This window comes from Pseudacidovorax sp. NFM-22, assembly GCF_021401245.1.
Classification (GTDB): domain Bacteria; phylum Pseudomonadota; class Gammaproteobacteria; order Burkholderiales; family Burkholderiaceae_C; genus Xenophilus.
Genome location: NZ_JACBFY010000001.1, coordinates 73,978 through 92,076 on the forward strand (window position 1 = coordinate 73,978; position 18,099 = coordinate 92,076).

An 18,099-nucleotide genomic window follows, 5' to 3' on the forward strand; every position below is an offset into this window, starting at 1 on the left:
CCGTGCTCCACTGAAAGGAATCCCATGCAACTCAAGGACAAGGTCGCCTACATCACCGGCTCGGCCAGCGGCATCGGCAAGGAGATCGCGACGCTCTTCGCGCAGGAGGGCGCCAGGATCGTCATCGCCGACCTGAACAAGCAGGCGGCGGACGCCGCAGCCGCCGAGCTGAAGGCGGCAGGCGGCCAGGCCATCGGCGTGGCGGTGGACGTCACCGACGAGCAGCAGGTCGATGCGTCCGTGGAAGAGGCGGTGAAGGCCTTCGGCGGCATCGACATCCTGGTGAGCAATGCCGGCATCCAGATCGTCCACCCGGTGGAGGAATTCGGCTTTGCCGACTGGAAGAAGATGCTGGCCATCCACCTGGATGGCGCCTTCCTCACCACCCGCGCCTGCCTCAAGCACATGTATGCGCAGGGCCGCGGCGGCAGCGTGATCTACATGGGCTCGGTGCACTCCAAGGAGGCCTCGATGCTCAAGGCACCCTATGTCACCGCCAAGCATGGCCTGATCGGCCTGGCCAAGACGGTGGCCAAGGAAGGCGCCAAGCACGGCGTGCGGGCCAACGTGATCTGCCCCGGCTTCGTGCGCACGCCGCTGGTGGAAAAGCAGATTCCCGAGCAAGCCAAGACGCTGGGCATCTCCGAGGAGGAGGTGGTCAAGAACGTGATGCTCAAGGAGACGGTGGATGGCGAATTCACCACCACCGACGACGTGGCCCGCGTGGCGCTGCTGTTCGCTGCCTTCCCGAGCAATGCGCTGACCGGCCAGTCGCTGGTGGTCAGCCACGGCTGGTTCATGCAGTGAGCGTCATCGACCAGCGCTCGGCCACCAGCGGGCCGCTGCCGTAGCCCTCGTGCGGCTCGCTGGTGTCGAGCGCAAAGCCGCGTGCGGCATACATGGCGCGGGCGGCTTCGAGGCAGCTGTGGGTCCACAGGATCATCTGCGTGTAGCCACGGGCGCGGGCGAAGGCGATGCATGCGTCGACCAGCTTGCCGCCCAGGCCCAGGCCCCGCGCTTCGGGCCTCAACACCAGCAGGCGCAGCTGCGCCACGCCGGGGCTGTGGCGGATCACGAAGACGGAACCGACGCGCTGGCCGTCCAGCTCGGCGATCCAGCCTTTCTCCCAGGCGGGGTCGGTGGTGCGCAGCCATTGGGCGGCGATGTCGGCGACGGCGGCCTCGAAGCGGCCGTCCCAGCCGTACTCGCGGGCGTAGACCTCGCCATGCTGCTGCACCACCCAGCCCAGGTCGCCCGGGGCAGGGTCGCGCAGCACGGCAGTGCGCAGGGGCGCGGGCCTGGCGTCGAACAGCGTCTCCACCCGTGCAAGGGCCCGGACCAGCTCGTCGCGCGCTGCTGGCGCGAGCGGCGCCAGCAACGCGGCCGCGGCATCGCGCGAGCGCTGCTGCAGCGGTGAGAACGCCGCATGGCCCGCCTCGGTGAGCGACAGCCGCTGCTGCCGCGCGTCGCGCGCATCGGCGGCCCGCGCGAGCCAGCCCAGCGACTCGAAGCGCTTGAGCAGCCGGCTGAGGTAGCCCGCATCCAGGCTCAGCGCCTGGGCCAGCTCGCGGGCGGTCAGCTCGGGCTGGTGCGCCAGCTCATAGAGCACCCGCACCTCGGTCAGCGAGAGATCGCTGCCGAGGTAGGGCTCCAGCACGCCGATGCGCTGGGTGAAGAAGCGGTTGAAACGGCGCAAGGCCTTGACGGCCTCCACCGGAACGGCGGAGGCGACGGGCGACGAGGCAGAAGCGGGCAGTTCAGGCATGCGTGCCATTGTCAACCAATGAAGTTGACGAAAGCAACTAAAACGGCTTCTGCCTTGCCTCGCACGTCCTCAAAGCGCTTGCGTGTCCCCATCCGCCGCCAGCCGCTCGGCGCTGCGGCGGCCGAACAGCCAGAACAGCGCCGGCGTCAGGAAGGTGTCGAGCAGCGTGGCGCTCACCAGTCCCGAGAAGATCACCACCGCCACCGGATGCAGCACCTCGGTGCCCGGCCGCTCGGCCTCGAACAGCAGCGGCGCCAGCGCGAAGGCCGTCACCAGCGCCGTCATCAGCACCGGCGACAGCCGCTCCAGCGAGCCGCGCACGATCATGCGCGGGCCGAAGGACTCGCCCTCGAAGCGCATCAGGTTGACGTAGTGGCTCACCTTGAGGATGCCGTTGCGCACCGAGATGCCCGCCAGCGTGATGAAGCCCACCAGCGCCGCCACCGACAGCGGCTGCCCCGACAGCGCCAGGCCCGCCACGGCCCCCACCAGCGCCAGCGGGATGTTGGCCATGATGAGCACCGACAGCACCGCCGAGCGGTAGCGGCTGTAGAGCACCACGAACATCAGCGCCAGCGAGACCAGCGACAGCAGGCCGACCAGCCGCGAGGCCTCTTCCTGCGCCTGGAACTGCCCGCCCAGGGTGATGAAGTAGCCGGCCGGCAGCGGCGTCTGCGCCACCACCGCCCGCATGTCGGCCACCACGTCCGACAGCGGCCGGCCCGAGGCATTGGCCGAGAGCACGATGCGCCGCCGCCCGTCGTCGCGGCTGACCTGGTTGGGCCCGTCGCCTTCCTCGATGGTCGCCAGGCGCGACAGCGGCACCGGGCCCAGCGGCGTGTCGATCAGCAGCCGGCCCAGGCCGTCGACCGAGCGCGCCGGCTCGGGCAGGCGCAGCACCAGCGAGAAGCGGCGGCCGTCCTCCACGATCTGCGATAGCTTCTCGCCCTCGACCATGCGTTCGAGCGTCTGCAGCACCTGCGGCGCCGGCACGCCGTACTGGGCGGCGCGGTCGTAGTCCACGCGCACCTTGATCTGCGGCGCCAGCACCTGCTTCTCGACCTCCAGGTCGGCCACGCCGGGAATGGCGGCCAGCCGCGCCCGCAGCAGCTCGGCCTGGCCGCGCAGCACGTCCAGGTCTTCGCCGAAGACCTTGATGGCGATCTGCGCCCGAACGCCCGAGAGCATGTGGTCGATGCGGTGCGAGATCGGCTGGCCGATGCCGATGGCGGCCGGCAGCGGGGCCAGGCGCTGGCGGATGTCGGCGGTGATGGCGGCCATGGGGCGCGTGAGTTCGCTGACGGGCTTGAGGCCCACGTCCAGCTCGCTCACGTGCACGCCCTCCGCATGCTCGTCCAGCTCGGCCCGGCCGCTGCGGCGGCCGACGTGCGTCACCTCCGGCACCTGGCGCACCAGGCGCTCGGCCTGGCGGGCGAGGGCGCTGCTTTCCTCCAGCGTCACGCCCGGGTTCAGCCGCAGGCCGACGAGCAGCGTGCCTTCGTTGAAGGGCGGCAGGAAGGTGGTCGGGAAGAAGGGCACGGCCACGGCCGCGGCCGTCACGGCCACCGCTGCGGCGGCCACCGCGATGCGGGGCCGGCGCAGCACCGCCTCCAGCCCGCGCGCATAGCGGGCCTTGAGCCAGGCCAGCAGCCGCGTGTCGCCGTGCTCCAGCCGCTTCATGCGCGGCAGCAGCCAGTAGCTCAGCACCGGCGTCACCGTCACCGACACCAGCAGCGAGGCCAGCGTGGAGACGATGAAGGCGATGCCCAGCGGCACGAAGAGCCGGCCTTCCAGCCCTGGCAGCGCGAAGAGCGGCACGAAGACCAGCACGATGATCACCGTCGCATAGAGGATGGCCGAGCGCACCTCCATCGAGGCGCGCGTGACCACCGTCAGCACGCCCAGCCGCTCGGCCTCGGGCCGGGCGCGGTTCTCCTTCAGGCGCCGCATGATGTTCTCCACGTCCACCACCGCGTCGTCCACCAGCCCGCCGATGGCGATGGCCAGGCCGCCCAGCGTCATGGTGTTGATCGACAGCCCGAAAGCGCGGAACACCAGCGCCGTCGCCAGGATGGAGACCGGAATGGCCACCAGCGCGATCAGCGTGGGCCGCAGCGTGCCCAGGAAGAAGAACAGGATCAGCGCCACGAACACCGCCGCGCCCACCAGCTTGCCCTGCAGGGTGTCGATGGAGGCCTCGATGAAGCTGGCCTGGCGGAAGGTGACGCGCGGCTTTTCCATGCCGGGCGGCAGTGCGGCGGCCAGGCCGTCGAGCGCGGACTCGATCTGCCGCGTGAGCGCGATGGTGTCGGCCGCCGGCTGCTTCTGCACGCCCAGGATGACGGCGGGCCGGCCTTCGAAGCCGGCGTCGCCGCGGCGGATGGCGGGCGCGAAGTCCACCTGCGCCACCTGCTGCAGCAGGATCGGCTGGCCGTTGCGCGCGCCCAGCGCCAGGCGGCGCAGGTCGTCCAGCCGCGCGGTGCGGCCCAGGTGGCGGATCAGGTACTCGCGGCCGTTGAGCGACAGGAAGCCGCCCGAGGTGTTGGCCGCGAAGCCGCGCAGCGCGGTGGCCAGCGACTCGGCCGAGATGCCCAGCTGCGCCATGCGCGCCGCATCGGGCTGCACCTGGAACTGCCGCACCTCGCCGCCGATGGGAATGACCTGCGCCACGCCCGGCACCGACATCAGCCGCGGGCGCAGGACCCAGTCCGCGTACTCGCGCACGGCCATGAGGGATGTGGCCCCCACGCTCTCTTCGCTCGCTGCCCCCCGAGGGGGCGCAGCCTGGCTTGGGAGCGGCCCGGCGCCAGGCTGGATCTTCTGCGGATCGACCGGAATGGCGATCTGCATGATCTCGCCCATCACCGAGCTGACCGGGCCCATGCGCGGCACGGTACCGGCGGGCAGGCCTTCCTCCATGGCCGACAGGCGTTCGGACACCAGTTGCCGGGCGCGGAAGATCTCGGTGCGCCAGTCGAAGGTCACGTACAGGAAGGACAGGCCGGCCGAGGACACCGAGCGCACCGTCTCCACGCCGGGCAGGCCGCTCATGGCGGTCTCCAGCGGGAAGGTGATGAGCTGCTCCACCTCTTCGGGGGCCATGCCGCCGGCTTCGGTCATGACCGTCACCGTGGGCTTGTTGAGGTCGGGGAACACGTCCACCGGGGTGCGCGTCAGCGTGTACGCGCCATAGGCCATCGCCGCGAGGGCGAGCACGATCACCAGCAGCCGGTTGCCCAGGCTGCGTTCGAGGAGCCACTTGAACATGGTGGGTGCGGCCTCAGCGGATCTGGTTGATGAGCGTGGCGCCGTCGGTGACGACGCGCTCGCCGGGCGCGACGCCCGATGTCAGGGCCACGCGCACGCCGTCCAGCGGCGCGGTGGTGACGGTGCGCGGGGCGAAGCGCTCCGGCGCCGTCTTGACCCAGACGATGGTCTCGTTGGCGGCGTTGCGCATCAGCGCGGCGCGGGGTACGGCGATGGCCTCGTGCGTGCTGCGGCTGTGCACCTGCAGGCGCACCGGCTGGCCCACGGCCAGCGTCGACAACGCGGCGCCCGGGGCGCGGAAGGCCAGCGGCAGGGCCTGGTCGCGCAGCGCGCGGGCGGCGCCGACGAACTGCAGCGGCACCTGCGTGCCGCCGACCGCCAGCGAGGCGCCGCCGATGTCGCTGGTGAGCGCCGGGTCGTAGGCCAGGGCCTCGATGCGCAGGCGCGCCGGGTCGACGATCTCGAACACCAGCTCGCGCGCATCGACCACCTGGCCGGCGACCACCGACGAGGATGCGATGACGCCCGAGGCCGGCGCGACCAGCGCATCGCGGCCCGACAGGCCGGCGCCGATGGCCCCGGCCCGCTCGCGGGCGGCGGCCACTTCGCTTTCGAGCGCCTCGATCTCCTTGCGGGGCACGGTGTCGGCGAGCTCGCGCAGGCGGACCAGGCGCTTTTCGGCCAGCGTGCCGGCGGCCCGCAGCTCGGCCAGCTGGGCGGCCTGCGTGGCCCGCTCCAGGGGCGCTGCTGCCGGCTGCACCCAGGCCAGCACCTCGCCCTTGCGCACGGCCTGGCCAGGCTCGGGCAGGCCGCGCGGACCGGGCTCGATGCGGCCGGCCACCAGCGCCTGCACCTTGCCACCGCTCTGCGGATCGCTCACCACGCGGCCGTCCAGCTCGATGCTGCGCGGCAGTGCGACGAGGGTGGTGACGACGGTGCGCACCGCCAGTTGGCGCTGGCTGGGCTTGGGCAGGAAGACGCTGCCGTCCGGCTGGCGCTGCGGGCCGTTGGCGGCTGCGGCCGGCGGTGCGCCGCCGTGGTCGTGGCCGGCGTCGGCCAGGGCGCCCGTCGGCAGGGCCAGGGCGAGCAGCAGGGCGAGGGTGGCGGCATCCGGCCGCCGGGTCGAGAAAGCGGGAAGAAGGCGGTTCATGCGGCGGCTCCGGGGGCGTGACGGCGGCGCAGCAGCCGGGCGGCTGCGGCGGCGAGGACGAGGGCGACGAGGGCCGCGGCGGCCCAGGGCAGCAGGCGGCGCCAGGCGGGGGTGGCGTCGGCGTCGTGGCCGTGGCCGTCGGCGGCCTCGATGTGCCACTCGCCGCGCAGCTCGTCGCGCGCATCGCCCACGCTCAGGCGGGCGACCAGCGGCAGTTCGCCGCTGGCCTCGGCCGTGGCCTCGTCCAGTTCCAGTTCATAGGTGCCTTCGCCGTGCGGCTCGGCCACGAAGTCCTTCTCGCCGATGCGCAGCGCGATGCGGGCGTCGTTGACGGGCTGGTTGTCGGCATGCCGGTCCAGGTAGAGCGTGAGTTCATGGCCCTGGCGCACGCCGACCAACTCGAAGGCCTCGGATTCGAGGGCGAAGCGGGGCAGGGCGGCGGCGGCCGGTGCGGCGGGCGCCGCGTCGTGGCTGTGGCCTTCGTCGGCCAGGGCGGTGGGCAGGAAGACGGCGGCGGCCAGGGCCAGCGCGGTGCCTGCAAGGAAGTGGAAGTTCATGGAAGGGTTGGGTGTCGGGTTGTCATTCGGGCAGCAGGCCCAGGGCCTGGCGCCATTGCGAGACGGCGGTCGCCAGCTCGACGCGGCTGGCGGCCAGCTGGCGGGCGGCGTCGCCGGCTTCCTGCGTGGTGCGCAGGCGGGTGGGCAGGTCGGATTCGCCGAGGCGGAAGGACTTCTCGATCAGGCCCAGGGTCTGGCTGGCGAGGGCGTCGCGTTCCTCGGCGGCGGCCAGGCGGATGCGGGCCGCGTCCACGCGGGCCCGGGCGGCCTGCTGTTCGGCGGCGAGGCGGCTCTCCTCCAGCCGCCACTGCGCCTCCAGCTCGATGGCCTCGGCCAGCGCCGTGGCCTGGCGGGACTCCTGCCGCGCGCTCGCGCCGAAGGGAATGCGCAGGCCCACGTTGAGCGTGCTGCGCGCCGGCTCGTCGGCGCTGCCGCGTTCGCGGGTGGTGCCCAGCGTCAGCTCCGGGTTGCCGGCGCCGTGGCGGGCCGCCAGTTCGGCCTGGGCACGGGCGATGGCCAGGCGCTGGGCGAGTTCGGCCAGGGCGGGGTGGGCGGCGGTGGGCGCCCCGGGCTCTGCGCGCGGCTCGGGTTCTGCCTCGGCGCCGACGTCGTCGACTTGGCGCGCAGGCCCGGCTTCGGACCCGGCGGTGCTGCCGGCCGGCGTGGACCTGGCGGCCACCTCGCCCTGCCGGTTGGCCGGCGCGGATTCGGCGGGGATGGCCGCCCCTCCGATGCCGGCCTGCGGCAACGCCGCGCCGGAAGCGCATGCGGCTGTGCCGGTCAGCGCCTCCCAGCGGAGCGCGGCTTCGACCGCCGCACGCGCCGCCTCGGCCTGCGCAGCACGGGCCGCGGCCACCGTGCCCTGTGCCTGCAGCAGGTCGCTGCGGGCCAGGTCGCCGGCGCGCCAGCGGCGTTCCACGTCGGCGGCCAGGGTGCGGGCGTGGGCCAGTTGGGCATCGGCCACCTGCTGCTCGATGCGGGCGCGGGCCCAGGGCCACCAGGCCTCGCGCAGCGCGCCGGCCAGCCGCAGCCGTGCAGCCTGCTCGCGCAGGAACACGGCGGCCGCCTCGGCCTGCGCCACGGCCTGGCCGCGGCTGCGCTCGCCCGGCCGCCAGAGCGGAATGGCCAGGCCCGCCTCCCATTCGCGCTGGCCGTCGTTGGCGTTGGCGCGGTCGGTGCGGTGGCTGAGTTCGAGCGCCATCGGCTCGGGCGTCCAGGCCGACGCGGCGCGCTGGCCAGCCTCGGCCGCCTGCTGGCGCGCCGCCAGCGCACGGGCTTCGGGCTGGCGCGCCCAGGCCTGTTCGAAGGCCTGCCGTAGCGGACCGGGTGCCGCCGCGGCGGCAGGGGCCGGCAGCGCTGGCGGTTGGGCCAGCGCCCAGGGCGCCAGCAGAAGCCCAAGCGTCAGCGCAAGCCGCGGCCGCCAGGCAGGATGGGGCCGGGGCGACAAGCGCCACGGCCGATGGGGTGTGAAAGGCATTCCAGTTCTCCAAGGCAAATCGATGTGCGAGGGAGACCGGCAGGCCGCACGCACCCCGGAGGGGGCGCGCGCATGCAGCGCGTCACTGGCGCGCCGGGCGCGTCAGGCGGAAGGGAAGGGGGGTGAAGCTGCAGGCCTTGCCGGTCAGGCAAGGCCGGGCCACTGGGGCCGTTCGGGCGGGGCCAGCGCGCGCACCGCCAGCGGAGCAGCGGCGCCTTCGCGCAGTTCGGCCTTGGGAATGGCCGGGGTCTCGGGCACGATCGCGGTGGCCAGCGCGACGCAGTGCGCGTGGCAGTGGCCGCAGTCCAGGTGGCCCAGCGCCGGTGGCGTGCCCGGCTCGTCGTCGTTGTCGGCGACGTCGAAATGCTGATGCTCGTGGTGGCCCAGGTGCGTCATGCCGCCGGCCTCGTGCTGGCAGTAGGCCTTCAGCGCAGCAATGCTGAACTGAAGCGGCATCAAGACCAGCAGGAGGATGAAGAAAAGGCGGCGCACGACGGGCGCGGATTCTAGGGGTGGCCCGTGTCCCGCTCGCGCGGCTTCCCTTCGGCATGAGGGGAGAAGGCCCCGGCCCTTAAAATCGCCGCCTTCTTTCCGCCCGGGCGCCAGCGCGGTTCCCGAACGCAGCATCACAGCGCAGCGCCGCCCTCCCGCGCCGCCGGATCCACCCCACGCATGAACGCACCCGTCGACGTCTCCTTCTTTGCGCGCGCCGCCAAGCCGATCACCAGCTACCGCAAGTATTGGGCGCAGCGCTTCGGCACGGCGAAGTTCCTGCCGACCTCGCGCGAGGAGATGGCCGCCCTGGGCTGGGACAGCTGCGACATCATCGTGGTGACCGGCGACGCCTATGTGGACCACCCGAGCTTCGGCATGTCCGTCATCGGCCGGGTGCTGGAGGCGCAGGGCTTTCGCGTGGGCATCATCGCCCAGCCCGACTGGCAGAGCGCCGAGCCCTTCCGCGCGCTGGGCAAGCCCAACCTGTTCTGGGGCGTCACCAGCGGCAACATGGATTCGATGATCAACCGGTACACCGCCGACCGGAAGATCCGCAGCGACGATGCCTACACCCCCGGCGACGTGGGCGGCAAGCGCCCCGACCGCGCCGCCATCGTCTACAGCCAGCGCTGCCGCGAGGCCTTTCCGGAGGTGCCCATCGTGCTCGGCGGCATCGAAGGCAGCCTGCGCCGCATCGCCCACTACGACTACTGGAGCGACAAGGTCCGCCGCTCGATCGTGGTGGACAGCAAGTGCGACCTGCTGCTGTACGGCAACGCCGAGCGCGCCATCGTCGAGGTGGCGCATCGCCTGGCCGCCCGCGAGCCGGTGCAGCAGATCACCGACGTGCGCGGCACCGCCTTCGTGCGCCGCGAGACGCCGGAGGGATGGTTCGAGCTGGACTCCACCGAGGTCGACCAGCCGGGCCGCGTGGATGCGCACCTGAATCCCTACCTGATGGTGTCGGAGCAGGCCAAGGCGCAAGGGCAGACCTGTGCGCGCGAGGACGAGGCGAATGCGGTGGCGGCGGATGCCAATGCGCGGGCCGCTCAGGGCGCGCCTCAGTCCGTTCAGGCTGGGCCCGGGTCCGTTCAGGCTGAGCCCCCCTCAGTTCAGGCCGAGCCCCACCCCGTTCAGGCTGAGCCTTTCGAAGCCCGGTCCGGCGCTTCGACAGGCTCAGCGCGAACGGTTGTGGCGGTGCAACCGGCAGGTGCCGCGGGCGTCACCCGCAGCGCCCCCGGGGCAACCCAAACCGCCGCCCAGCCCATCCACTTCATCGCCAACCCCGCCGTCCGCCTCAAGGCCCCCGCCCGCGAGAAGACCGTGATCCGCCTGCCCAGCTACGAGCAGGTCAAGGCCGACCCGATCCTCTACGCCCACGCCAACCGCGTGCTGCACCTGGAGACCAACCCCGGCAACGCCCGCGCCCTGGTGCAGGCCCATGGCGAAGGCACCACAGCCCGCGACGTGTGGATCAACCCGCCGCCCATCCCGCTGACCACGGCCGAGATGGACTACGTGTTCGACCTGCCCTACGCCCGCAGCCCGCATCCGCGCTATGCCGACGCGCAGGGCCGCCACGACGGCGCCACCAAGATCCCGGCCTGGGAGATGATCCGCTTCAGCGTGAACATCATGCGCGGCTGCTTCGGCGGCTGCACCTTCTGCTCCATCACCGAGCACGAGGGCCGCATCATCCAGAGCCGCAGCGAGGACTCGATCATTCGCGAGGTCGAGGACATCCGCGACAAGGTCGAGGGCTTCACCGGCGTCATCTCCGACCTGGGCGGTCCCACCGCCAACATGTACCGCCTGGGCTGCCGCAGCCCCGAGATCGAGGCCGCCTGCCGCAAGCCCAGCTGCGTGTATCCGGGCATCTGCCCGAACCTCACCACCGACCATGGCCCGCTGATCCAGATCTACCGCCGGGCGCGGGCGCTGCGCGGCATCAAGAAGATCCTGATCGGCTCGGGCCTGCGCTACGACCTGGCCGTGAAGTCGCCCGAGTACGTCAAGGAGCTGGTGCAGCACCACGTCGGCGGCTACCTCAAGATCGCGCCCGAGCACACCGAGGAGGGCCCGCTCTCCAAGATGATGAAGCCCGGCATCGGCAGCTACGACCGCTTCAAGAGCATGTTCGAGAAGTACAGCGCCGAAGCTGGCAAGAAGCAGTACCTCATCCCGTACTTCATCGCCGCCCACCCGGGCACGCGCGACGAGGACATGATGAACCTGGCGCTGTGGCTCAAGAAGAACGGCTTCCGCGCCGACCAGGTGCAGACCTTCTACCCCAGCCCCATGGCCACCGCCACGGCCATGTACCACTCGGGCCGCAACACGCTGACCAAGGTGCGTCGGACCATGCGCGACGAGGACGAGGAGTCGGTGGACATCGTGCGCGGCGAAAAGCGCCGCCGCCTGCACAAGGCCTTCCTGCGCTACCACGACCCCAACAACTGGCCGCTGCTGCGCGAGGCGCTCAAGGCCATGGGCCGCGCCGACCTGATCGGCAACGGCAAGCATCACCTGATCCCGACCTTCCAGCCGGCGACCGATGGTGGCTACCAGAGCGCGCGGCGCAAGAACTCGACGCCTGCGCCCTCCGCGTCTTCGGTGCCGTCCGGCGCCCGCCGCGTCGGCGCCGCGCCGCGGCCGGGCACCGTGCTCACACAGCACACGGGCCTGCCGCCGCGCGAGACGGGCAACCGACCGATGGCTGGCAAGGGCGTCGGCAAGCCGGGCGCGCCGCGCGGCCCTGCCGCTGCGCCGGGTCCGCGTGCCCCGCGCCGGCCGCGCTGAGCGATCGCAACGGCGCGGCACGAGGGGCCCGTGCTCGGGCTTCGCGCTGCGCGGCGCCAAGTGCGATTGGGTCCAGTCCCTCAGCGCGTGAGCTTGCCTGTGACTAGGACTTGAACCGGTCGATCACGTCCAGCACCGCCGTCACCGCCGGGTCGGCCATGCCCGCCTGCCGGCTGGCCACCGCCATCGGCCGCATCAGCGGCGGCGCCATCGGGCGGATGCACACCTCCGGCGTGTCCGCCAGATCGGCCACTTCCTCGAATGGGAGGATGGCGGCGGCCTGCGCGGCGGCGGCCAGGCTCTTGAGGGCGCCGGGATAGCTCAGTGCCAGGTAGGGCCGGGGGCTCAGGCCCGCCTGCCCGAACCAGCCGGCGATCAGCCCGTGCATCTGCGTGGCCGGCGTGAAACTGGCCCAGCGCCGGCCGGCCAGCCATTCGGGCGTGATCGTGTCCGGTGGCGTCCAGGCGGCGGGCAGCAGCACCACCATCGCGTCCTGCCGCCAGGGCTGCAGCCGCACCTCGGGCGCGGCCGGTTGCGGGCTGGCGACGATGGCGATGTCCAGCGTGCCGGCCTTCAGGCGCCGCATGGCCTCGGCGGAGCCCACGGCCTCCAGCCGCAGTTCGATGTCGGGGCTCTGGGCGTTGAGCTGCTGCAGCATCAGCGGCAGCAGCTGCGTGCTCACCCCGGCCGACACGGCCACCCGCACCATGCCCGCCCGGCCGGCAGCCCTACGGCGCACCCGGTCGACCAGGTCGTCGCTGGCGGCCATCAGCTTGCGGCCTTCCTGCACCAGCACGGCCCCGGCCGGCGTCAACTCGGCCTGGCGGCGGCCACGGACGACGAGCACGGTGTCGAGCCAGCTTTCCAGTTCCTTCACATGCAGGCTGACCGTGGGCGGCGCCAGGTGCAGTGCCTGCGCGGCTGCGGCGAAGGTGCCCAGGTCGGCAATGGCGATCAGGGTCTGGAGCTGGTCGAGGTTGAGTTGACGCATCAGAAATGATGAAGTGAATGCTCAGTAAATTCAACTTTACGCAATGTTGGACGAGCGGGAGCATCCTGGGCATGTCGATTCCTGATGCTGCCCACCCCGCTGAGAACCCCACCGACGCGGAGCGCGGTTCCCCGACGAGCGCCACGGCCGGCACAGGCGCCGGGCACCGGCAGGACGCCAGGAAGAGTGGGGCCGGAGAGGTTGGCGAGGAGATCGTCGACGCGCCGCGCACGGGGCGCCGCTGGCTCGACGCGCTGGTCGGCCTGATGGAGCGCGCAGAGGCCCGCGTCGGCGCCAACTTCCGCGTGCCGCCGGGTGGCGGCTGACCCGCAGTTTGGCTTGGACGGACACCCCGGACCTATGTAGGACGCCGCCCAGTCCACCCCCCCGTGCTGCGGTTGGGATGACGCGCTTTGCCTTCGCGCTCTAATTGACAGACAAAGAAAGACAATCGGTCGGCTTTAGCAGTAGATTCCGACTCCGTAAAAAAAATAGCCGCCGATGGCGCGTTTTAGCGCTGGCTGTTGGTGGCAAGAGCGATCACAAAAAGAATCTTTGCGAGATTTTCCGACGCTGCGGCCAGCGGAGAATGGAATCTATTGCATAAGAGCACGCTCACGCTGTCTTTAGGTCATGGGACTCAGAATGTCTACTACCAAATGGTAGATACGGCTAGTACTTTAAAAGTTATAATTTAATGATTAAATAGTAATTTGTCAAAGATAATAATTTATTGTTAGATAATAGCAGGAAATAAAGAATTACCAGTAGGAGATGTTGAGGTTTATATGAAATTTCATGATCTAAGAAAGCAATTTTCAAGCAAAGAGCGTTCGATTCAAGATCTCGCCCGATTTATAAAAAATAGGACCGACCATAACCCGAATTACTGCCTCTTGATGGGCGCTGGATGTTCAATTACGTCGGGGATTCGAAGCGCGGCAGAACTAGTCAAAACCTGGCGAGAACAGTCATGCAGCGAATACGGGATGCAGCTTCCAGCAAATGAGGAAGAGCAAAAAGAATTCTTGCGAGGTAAAGCGTCAGAATGGTATGACGTGAATAAGGAGTATTCGTCCCTATTCGAGCGACGTTTTGATCTACAGCGTCAGCGAAGAGTTTTTGTTGAATCTGAGGTTGCGGGGAAGTTGCCTTCCATCGGATATGCGTACCTTACTTCGTTAGTGGATGATAGATATTTCAATACCATTTTTACCACTAACTTTGACGACCTTGTCAACGAAGCCTTCTATTTGTTTTCTACGGAAAGGCCTATCGTATGTGCCCATGACTCAAGTATCAACAGTGTGACAGTTACTTCAAGCCGTCCTAAAGTAATAAAGCTCCACGGTGACTATTTATTTGATGATTTAAAGAGCACGTTGCGGGAGACAGAAAGCCTTGAACAAAACATGAAGGCTAAATTGGCAGAATTTTCAAAAGACCACGGATTGATCGTAATAGGATATTCTGGATCTGATAGATCTATTATGGATAATCTGCAAACTTTGCTCAGAAACGATGAGTATCTTAAATCAGGAATTTATTGGTGCATGCGCGAAGATGCTGATGTACCCGAAGAGCTTAGAAAGCTTCTATTCCGTGATAGGGTTTACTACGTCAAAATTGGTGGATTTGACGAATTAATGGCCGAGCTCTATGCTTCTTTCAATCCTGGAAAATTTGTCCCAGACACCGCTCTTATGATTAACAGACGGTCCAGCGACACGTTAAAGAAGCTGCTCAACTCTGCTAAAGGTGTACCACAGACGACGGATTTATTAAAGAAGGCGCGAACTAGGCTTGAGAGACATTCAAAGCGCGCTGCCATAGCTAGCCTTATAGCTAAAGATGATAGAGGAGATGAGCCCGACGTTGGTGGCACCGAGTACACCGACGACGAACTCCTCTTAATCAGCGAGATCTCTGAACTGGTCGCAACTGAAAGGTACGAAGAAGTTCTTCAGCGTGCGAGAGAAGAGTTGATGGCGACCTTGCGTCCTCCGATAAGACGCGAGCTAATTGAACGATGTATCACCGCAAACATATGTCTCGACCGTAGAGATGCGGCCCTAGGTTTGGCAGATGAAATTATTAGAGAAAATCCAAATAGGGCATCTTCTTATGTAAAAAAATCAACAATCTACGTTCGCCACTCTGACAAGCGCGAAGTTCTTGATAAGGCAATTGCCTGTGATGAATACTCAGTTGAGGCGTGGCTCGCTAAAGGGCGATTAAATGTTGATGAGGCAGGTGAGTATTATGGTGCAAGAAGGCGAACCCTTTTAGATGAAGCATTAGCAAATTTCGATAGGGCCATAAAAATTGATCCGTCGAGAATTAATCCTGCATGGCGAGAAAAATTTTCTTTAGTTAAAGACTTGGAAACTGATCGGAAAAGGCGAGAGGATCGGCTTCATGAAATTATAAGCAGTCTTTCTGACCAGAATCCTTTTTCTCCGCTGGTTCTGGATATGAGGCGCAGTTTCATAGCCTTATCAAATGAGAAAAATTCGCGTGAACAATATGTTGCTCTGTTGCAAGACTTAGATGGAGCAGAGAAGCGATACCCCGAATCCGAGAGCTACAGTCGGACTAGAATGAGGGTGTATGCAGCGATGGAAGACTATAGAGAATTAAGGCAAATCATTTCGGCTAAGACGGAATTGATAAACAAGGACCCCGACCTAGCTGCGCTGGTTGCGCGGCTCCAACGGCAAGCTTTAGGTGACGACATCGGAGCTATAAAAGTATTGCGGGATTCGCTAAGACTTCTTCAATTTGACTGGGAAGTTGCCACTCAACTGGTTGTGGCGCTTTGCGACACAGGGCAGGTGGAAGAGGCGCAGCAAACTTTTGACCGCTGGCAATTACGTCTGGGTGAAGAGCAAAAAAATCAGATGACTATTGCGCTTCTTGAAGCCCGTGGGGATTTTGATGGCTGCATTAGCGAGATTAGGAGCTACCAATCAAAAATCGGCCTTGAGCCAAATAGTAGAGAGGCGTATTTTCAGCTATGTAAGGGTGACGCACCTGCTGCTAAGGCTGCTCTGAGGGCCTATTTGAATCCGCTTAATTACACGCCTGAAGCAGTTGTGGAAATCTGCAATCTTGAATTGGCTCGAAAATTGACGGGAGAAAAGGTCGATGCCAATCGGCTTACCAAGGTTCTTGATTATTCTGATGGATATGATGTTAAGGTCGCCGTCTATGCTCTCTTAGAAAACAAGGTCGAGCTATATGCGGCCTTACGGAAACTCGTAACACAAGACAAAACGAGGCGCTACGACTTGCGGAGGTGGCCGGTGCTTTCTAGCTATCGGACCGACCCCAACGTGGAATCGATCATCAATGCTTCCTTTTCATATTGATTCGTTCGCTGCGGCCTCCCCTGTGGAATATTTTGGTTACAACTTGCATGTCGAGAGTTAAGGAGTACGAACATGGCTGCCATGTACTAAATATCTCGTCGCCCCCGCCGTCCTCACCACCGCCGACAGCAACGACCGAAACCACACATGCCCCGGCGCCAGCTGCGTGCGCCCATGCCACAGCTGATAGAAGCGCATCGGCGGAAAGTCCACCGGCGTGGGCACGATGGCCAGGGGCAGCAGGCCGGCGTAGTACTGCGCAAAGTGCCGGCTGGTGGTGAAGATCAGGTCGGTGCCGGGCAGCAGGTGCGGCGCGAGGCCGAAATAGGGCACGGTGACGGTACCGGTACGGCTCATGCGCTGCGAGGCGAGGGCGGTCTCGACCACGCCGCGCTGGGTCACGCTGTACAGCAGCGGCACCACGTGCGAGCCCTGCAGGTAGTCGGCCAGCGTCATGCGTGCGGCGAAGGGGTGGCGTTCGTCGACCAGGCAGACGATCTCGTCCTCCAGCAGCAGCGTGGTGCGCAGGTGTTCCGGCGGCTGGGGCCAGTTGCCGATGACCACGTCCAGCTCGCCTTCGGCCAGCGCGGCCTCGAAGTCGTAGTCGGGGCCCAGCGGCTGCAGTACCAGGCGGGCCGCGGGCGCGGTCTCGCGCATGTACTGCGCCACGGCGGCCATCAGGGGCGGGGCCAGATAGTCGGGCGTGCCGATGCGGAACACCTGCCGCGTGGTGGCGGGATCGAAGCTGGATTCGGGCGCGAGCAGCGCGTCCAGTTCGCCCAGCACCAGCCGCACCGACGCATGCAGCTGCATCGCCCGCTCGGTGGGCACCATCCGCTGCTTGTCCTTGATGAGCAGCGGATCGCCAAAGATCTCGCGCAGGCGCTTGAGGGCGCTGCTGATGGCGGGCTGCGATTGGTTCATGCGCGCGGCGGTGCGCGAGACGCTGCATTCCGCCATCAGGGTATGGAAGACGCGCAGCAGGTAGGTGTCGAAAGGGTCGTCGGGTCGGGACATGCGGTGGTGGCCTGCACCGCCTTGGTGCCTCGCCGTTGGAATGGCGGGCCGCCAGCGCCTTGCGGCTGATACGGTGCATTCGGTCTTGGCAATTGGCGTGCCGGAGGGCGCTTCGAACAATGCGGGCATTCCCATTGCTTGCGGCGCCCACCATGTCCGAATCCTTTCTGCCTACCTCTTCATCGTCCCTGCCGCGCCTTCACCGCCGAGGCGTCCTGCGCCTGATGGCGGCCGGGGCGGCGGCGGGTGCCCTGCCTGCCTTCGCCCAGTGGCCCGAGCGGCCGATCAAGATCGTCGTCACCTTCGCGCCCGGCGGTGCCAGCGACATCCTGGCGCGCGTGGTGGCCGAACAGCTGGGCCGCAAGCTGGGCCAGCCGGTGGTGGTGGACAACCGCCCCGGCGCGGGCGGCACCATCGGCGGCCAGGTGGTGGCCACGGCGGCGCCGGACGGCTACACGCTGATGCTGTCCAACACCACGCCGATCGCGCTGGGTCCTTTCACCCTGGACAAGCAGCCCTACGACCCGGTGGCCGCCTTCAGCCACGTGGCCTACCTGGGCTCGGCGCCGCTGGTGGTCATGGCCAGCAAGGAGTCCGGCATCAAGAGCTGGGCCGACCTGGAGGCGCGAGCCAAGAAGGAGGGGCGGCTGGACTTCGGCTCCGGCGGCCCGGGCTCGGTCGGCCACATCCATGGCGAGCTCATCAAGCGGGTGACGGGCGCCAACATGGTGCACGTGCCCTATCGCGGCGGCGCGCCCATGACCACCGACCTGCTGGCCAACATCGTGCCCGTGGGCATCGACGTGATCACAGCCTACGTGCAGTACTTCAAGACCGGCCAACTGGTGCCGCTGGCCGTCACCGGCACCACGCGCTCGCCGCTGATGCCCGAGGTGCCGACCATGGTCGAACTGGGCCAGCCCAAGCTGGTGCTGGAGAACTTCTTCGGCATCTCCGGCCCGGCCAGGCTGCCGGCCGAGACGGTCGCCCGCCTGCACGACGCCGCCAACGAGGTGCTGGCCATGCCCGAGGTGCAGAAGAAGATGGTCGACCTGGGCATCGTGGCCCAGCCCGAGAGCACGGCGCGCTTCGAAGGCTTCGTGCGCGAGCAGGTGGCCGTGCTGGGCCCGACGGTGAAGGGCGCGGGCATCAAGCTCTGAGCCCGGGTCGGGGCCGCCGTGGGCGGCCCCACAATCCGCAGCTTTGCCCC

13 protein-coding genes are annotated in these 18,099 nt (G+C 67.3%); 5 read left to right on the plus strand and 8 right to left on the minus strand.

What is annotated here, in order from left to right; genetic code table 11:
* The first annotated feature begins 24 nt into the window (after positions 1-24).
* Entirely contained in the window at positions 25-807 is a 783-nt protein-coding gene (locus L0984_RS00355) for a 3-hydroxybutyrate dehydrogenase (RefSeq protein WP_234191818.1), read from the plus strand.
* Here the strand turns inward: L0984_RS00355 and L0984_RS00360 are convergent.
* The 6 genes from L0984_RS00360 to L0984_RS00385 form a co-directional block, all read right to left on the minus strand.
* Complete coding sequence (locus L0984_RS00360) at positions 797-1,765, minus strand: bifunctional helix-turn-helix transcriptional regulator/GNAT family N-acetyltransferase (protein WP_234191819.1); 969 nt, start codon at positions 1,763-1,765, stop codon at positions 797-799. The two genes, L0984_RS00355 and L0984_RS00360, sit on opposite strands and share 11 nt — an antisense overlap.
* A gap of 69 nt (positions 1,766-1,834) precedes the next feature.
* On the minus strand, positions 1,835-5,032 hold the full coding sequence (locus tag L0984_RS00365; protein ID WP_234191820.1) for an efflux RND transporter permease subunit: 3,198 nt from the start codon (positions 5,030-5,032) through the stop codon (positions 1,835-1,837).
* Positions 5,033-5,045: 13 nt separating this feature from the next.
* The gene (locus L0984_RS00370; protein WP_234191821.1) at positions 5,046-6,182 is read right to left on the minus strand and encodes an efflux RND transporter periplasmic adaptor subunit; all 1,137 of its coding nucleotides are present in this window, start codon (positions 6,180-6,182) and stop codon (positions 5,046-5,048) included.
* Entirely contained in the window at positions 6,179-6,739 is a 561-nt protein-coding gene (locus L0984_RS00375) for a hypothetical protein (RefSeq protein ID WP_234191822.1), read from the minus strand. The genes L0984_RS00370 and L0984_RS00375 overlap by 4 nt, the downstream gene beginning before the upstream one ends.
* Before the next feature lie 22 nt (positions 6,740-6,761).
* Entirely contained in the window at positions 6,762-8,216 is a 1,455-nt protein-coding gene (locus L0984_RS00380; protein ID WP_234191823.1) for a TolC family protein, read from the minus strand.
* 144 nt (positions 8,217-8,360) lie between these two features.
* A complete protein-coding gene (locus L0984_RS00385; RefSeq protein WP_234191824.1) occupies positions 8,361-8,708 on the minus strand; it encodes a hypothetical protein in 348 nt (115 codons plus the stop codon).
* Positions 8,709-8,888: 180 nt separating this feature from the next.
* Between L0984_RS00385 and L0984_RS00390 the strand changes: the two genes are divergently transcribed.
* A complete protein-coding gene (locus tag L0984_RS00390) occupies positions 8,889-11,510 on the plus strand; it encodes a YgiQ family radical SAM protein (RefSeq protein ID WP_234191825.1) in 2,622 nt (873 codons plus the stop codon).
* Positions 11,511-11,613: 103 nt separating this feature from the next.
* Here the strand turns inward: L0984_RS00390 and L0984_RS00395 are convergent, their stop codons facing one another.
* Complete coding sequence (locus L0984_RS00395; protein ID WP_234191826.1) at positions 11,614-12,501, minus strand: LysR family transcriptional regulator; 888 nt, start codon at positions 12,499-12,501, stop codon at positions 11,614-11,616.
* 17 nt (positions 12,502-12,518) lie between these two features.
* Here L0984_RS00395 and L0984_RS00400 point away from each other — a divergent pair, with 17 nt between their 5' ends.
* Both L0984_RS00400 and L0984_RS00405 read left to right on the plus strand, forming a co-directional pair.
* Positions 12,519-12,827 carry a hypothetical protein gene (locus L0984_RS00400; protein WP_234191827.1) on the plus strand — a complete coding sequence of 103 codons (309 nt, stop codon included), beginning with the start codon at positions 12,519-12,521 and terminating at the stop codon, positions 12,825-12,827.
* A 462-nt stretch (positions 12,828-13,289) separates the two neighbouring features.
* The gene (locus L0984_RS00405) at positions 13,290-15,872 is read left to right on the plus strand and encodes an SIR2 family protein (protein WP_234191828.1); all 2,583 of its coding nucleotides are present in this window, start codon (positions 13,290-13,292) and stop codon (positions 15,870-15,872) included.
* Positions 15,873-15,929: 57 nt separating this feature from the next.
* Here the strand turns inward: L0984_RS00405 and L0984_RS00410 are convergent, their stop codons facing one another.
* Positions 15,930-16,889, minus strand: coding sequence for a LysR family transcriptional regulator (locus tag L0984_RS00410; protein WP_234191829.1), 960 nt, complete (start codon positions 16,887-16,889; stop codon positions 15,930-15,932).
* Positions 16,890-17,041: 152 nt separating this feature from the next.
* Between L0984_RS00410 and L0984_RS00415 the strand changes: the two genes are divergently transcribed.
* Positions 17,042-18,049 carry a Bug family tripartite tricarboxylate transporter substrate binding protein gene (locus L0984_RS00415; RefSeq protein WP_370645862.1) on the plus strand — a complete coding sequence of 336 codons (1,008 nt, stop codon included), beginning with the start codon at positions 17,042-17,044 and terminating at the stop codon, positions 18,047-18,049.
* The last annotated feature ends 50 nt before the right edge of the window (positions 18,050-18,099 follow it).

What these genes read in the sequence shown, in the direction of transcription:
- L0984_RS00355 (WP_234191818.1), top strand. Translation starts at nt 25, where the DNA reads ATGCAACTCAAGGACAAGGTCGCCTACATCACCGGCTCGGCCAGCGGC.
- L0984_RS00360 (WP_234191819.1), bottom strand. Translation starts at nt 1,765, where the DNA reads ATGCCTGAACTGCCCGCTTCTGCCTCGTCGCCCGTCGCCTCCGCCGTT.
- L0984_RS00365 (WP_234191820.1), bottom strand. Translation starts at nt 5,032, where the DNA reads ATGTTCAAGTGGCTCCTCGAACGCAGCCTGGGCAACCGGCTGCTGGTG.
- L0984_RS00370 (WP_234191821.1), bottom strand. Translation starts at nt 6,182, where the DNA reads ATGAACCGCCTTCTTCCCGCTTTCTCGACCCGGCGGCCGGATGCCGCC.
- L0984_RS00375 (WP_234191822.1), bottom strand. Translation starts at nt 6,739, where the DNA reads ATGAACTTCCACTTCCTTGCAGGCACCGCGCTGGCCCTGGCCGCCGCC.
- L0984_RS00380 (WP_234191823.1), bottom strand. Translation starts at nt 8,216, where the DNA reads ATGCCTTTCACACCCCATCGGCCGTGGCGCTTGTCGCCCCGGCCCCAT.
- L0984_RS00390 (WP_234191825.1), top strand. Translation starts at nt 8,889, where the DNA reads ATGAACGCACCCGTCGACGTCTCCTTCTTTGCGCGCGCCGCCAAGCCG.
- L0984_RS00395 (WP_234191826.1), bottom strand. Translation starts at nt 12,501, where the DNA reads ATGCGTCAACTCAACCTCGACCAGCTCCAGACCCTGATCGCCATTGCC.
- L0984_RS00400 (WP_234191827.1), top strand. Translation starts at nt 12,519, where the DNA reads ATGCTCAGTAAATTCAACTTTACGCAATGTTGGACGAGCGGGAGCATC.
- L0984_RS00405 (WP_234191828.1), top strand. Translation starts at nt 13,290, where the DNA reads ATGAAATTTCATGATCTAAGAAAGCAATTTTCAAGCAAAGAGCGTTCG.
- L0984_RS00410 (WP_234191829.1), bottom strand. Translation starts at nt 16,889, where the DNA reads ATGTCCCGACCCGACGACCCTTTCGACACCTACCTGCTGCGCGTCTTC.
- L0984_RS00415 (WP_370645862.1), top strand. Translation starts at nt 17,042, where the DNA reads ATGTCCGAATCCTTTCTGCCTACCTCTTCATCGTCCCTGCCGCGCCTT.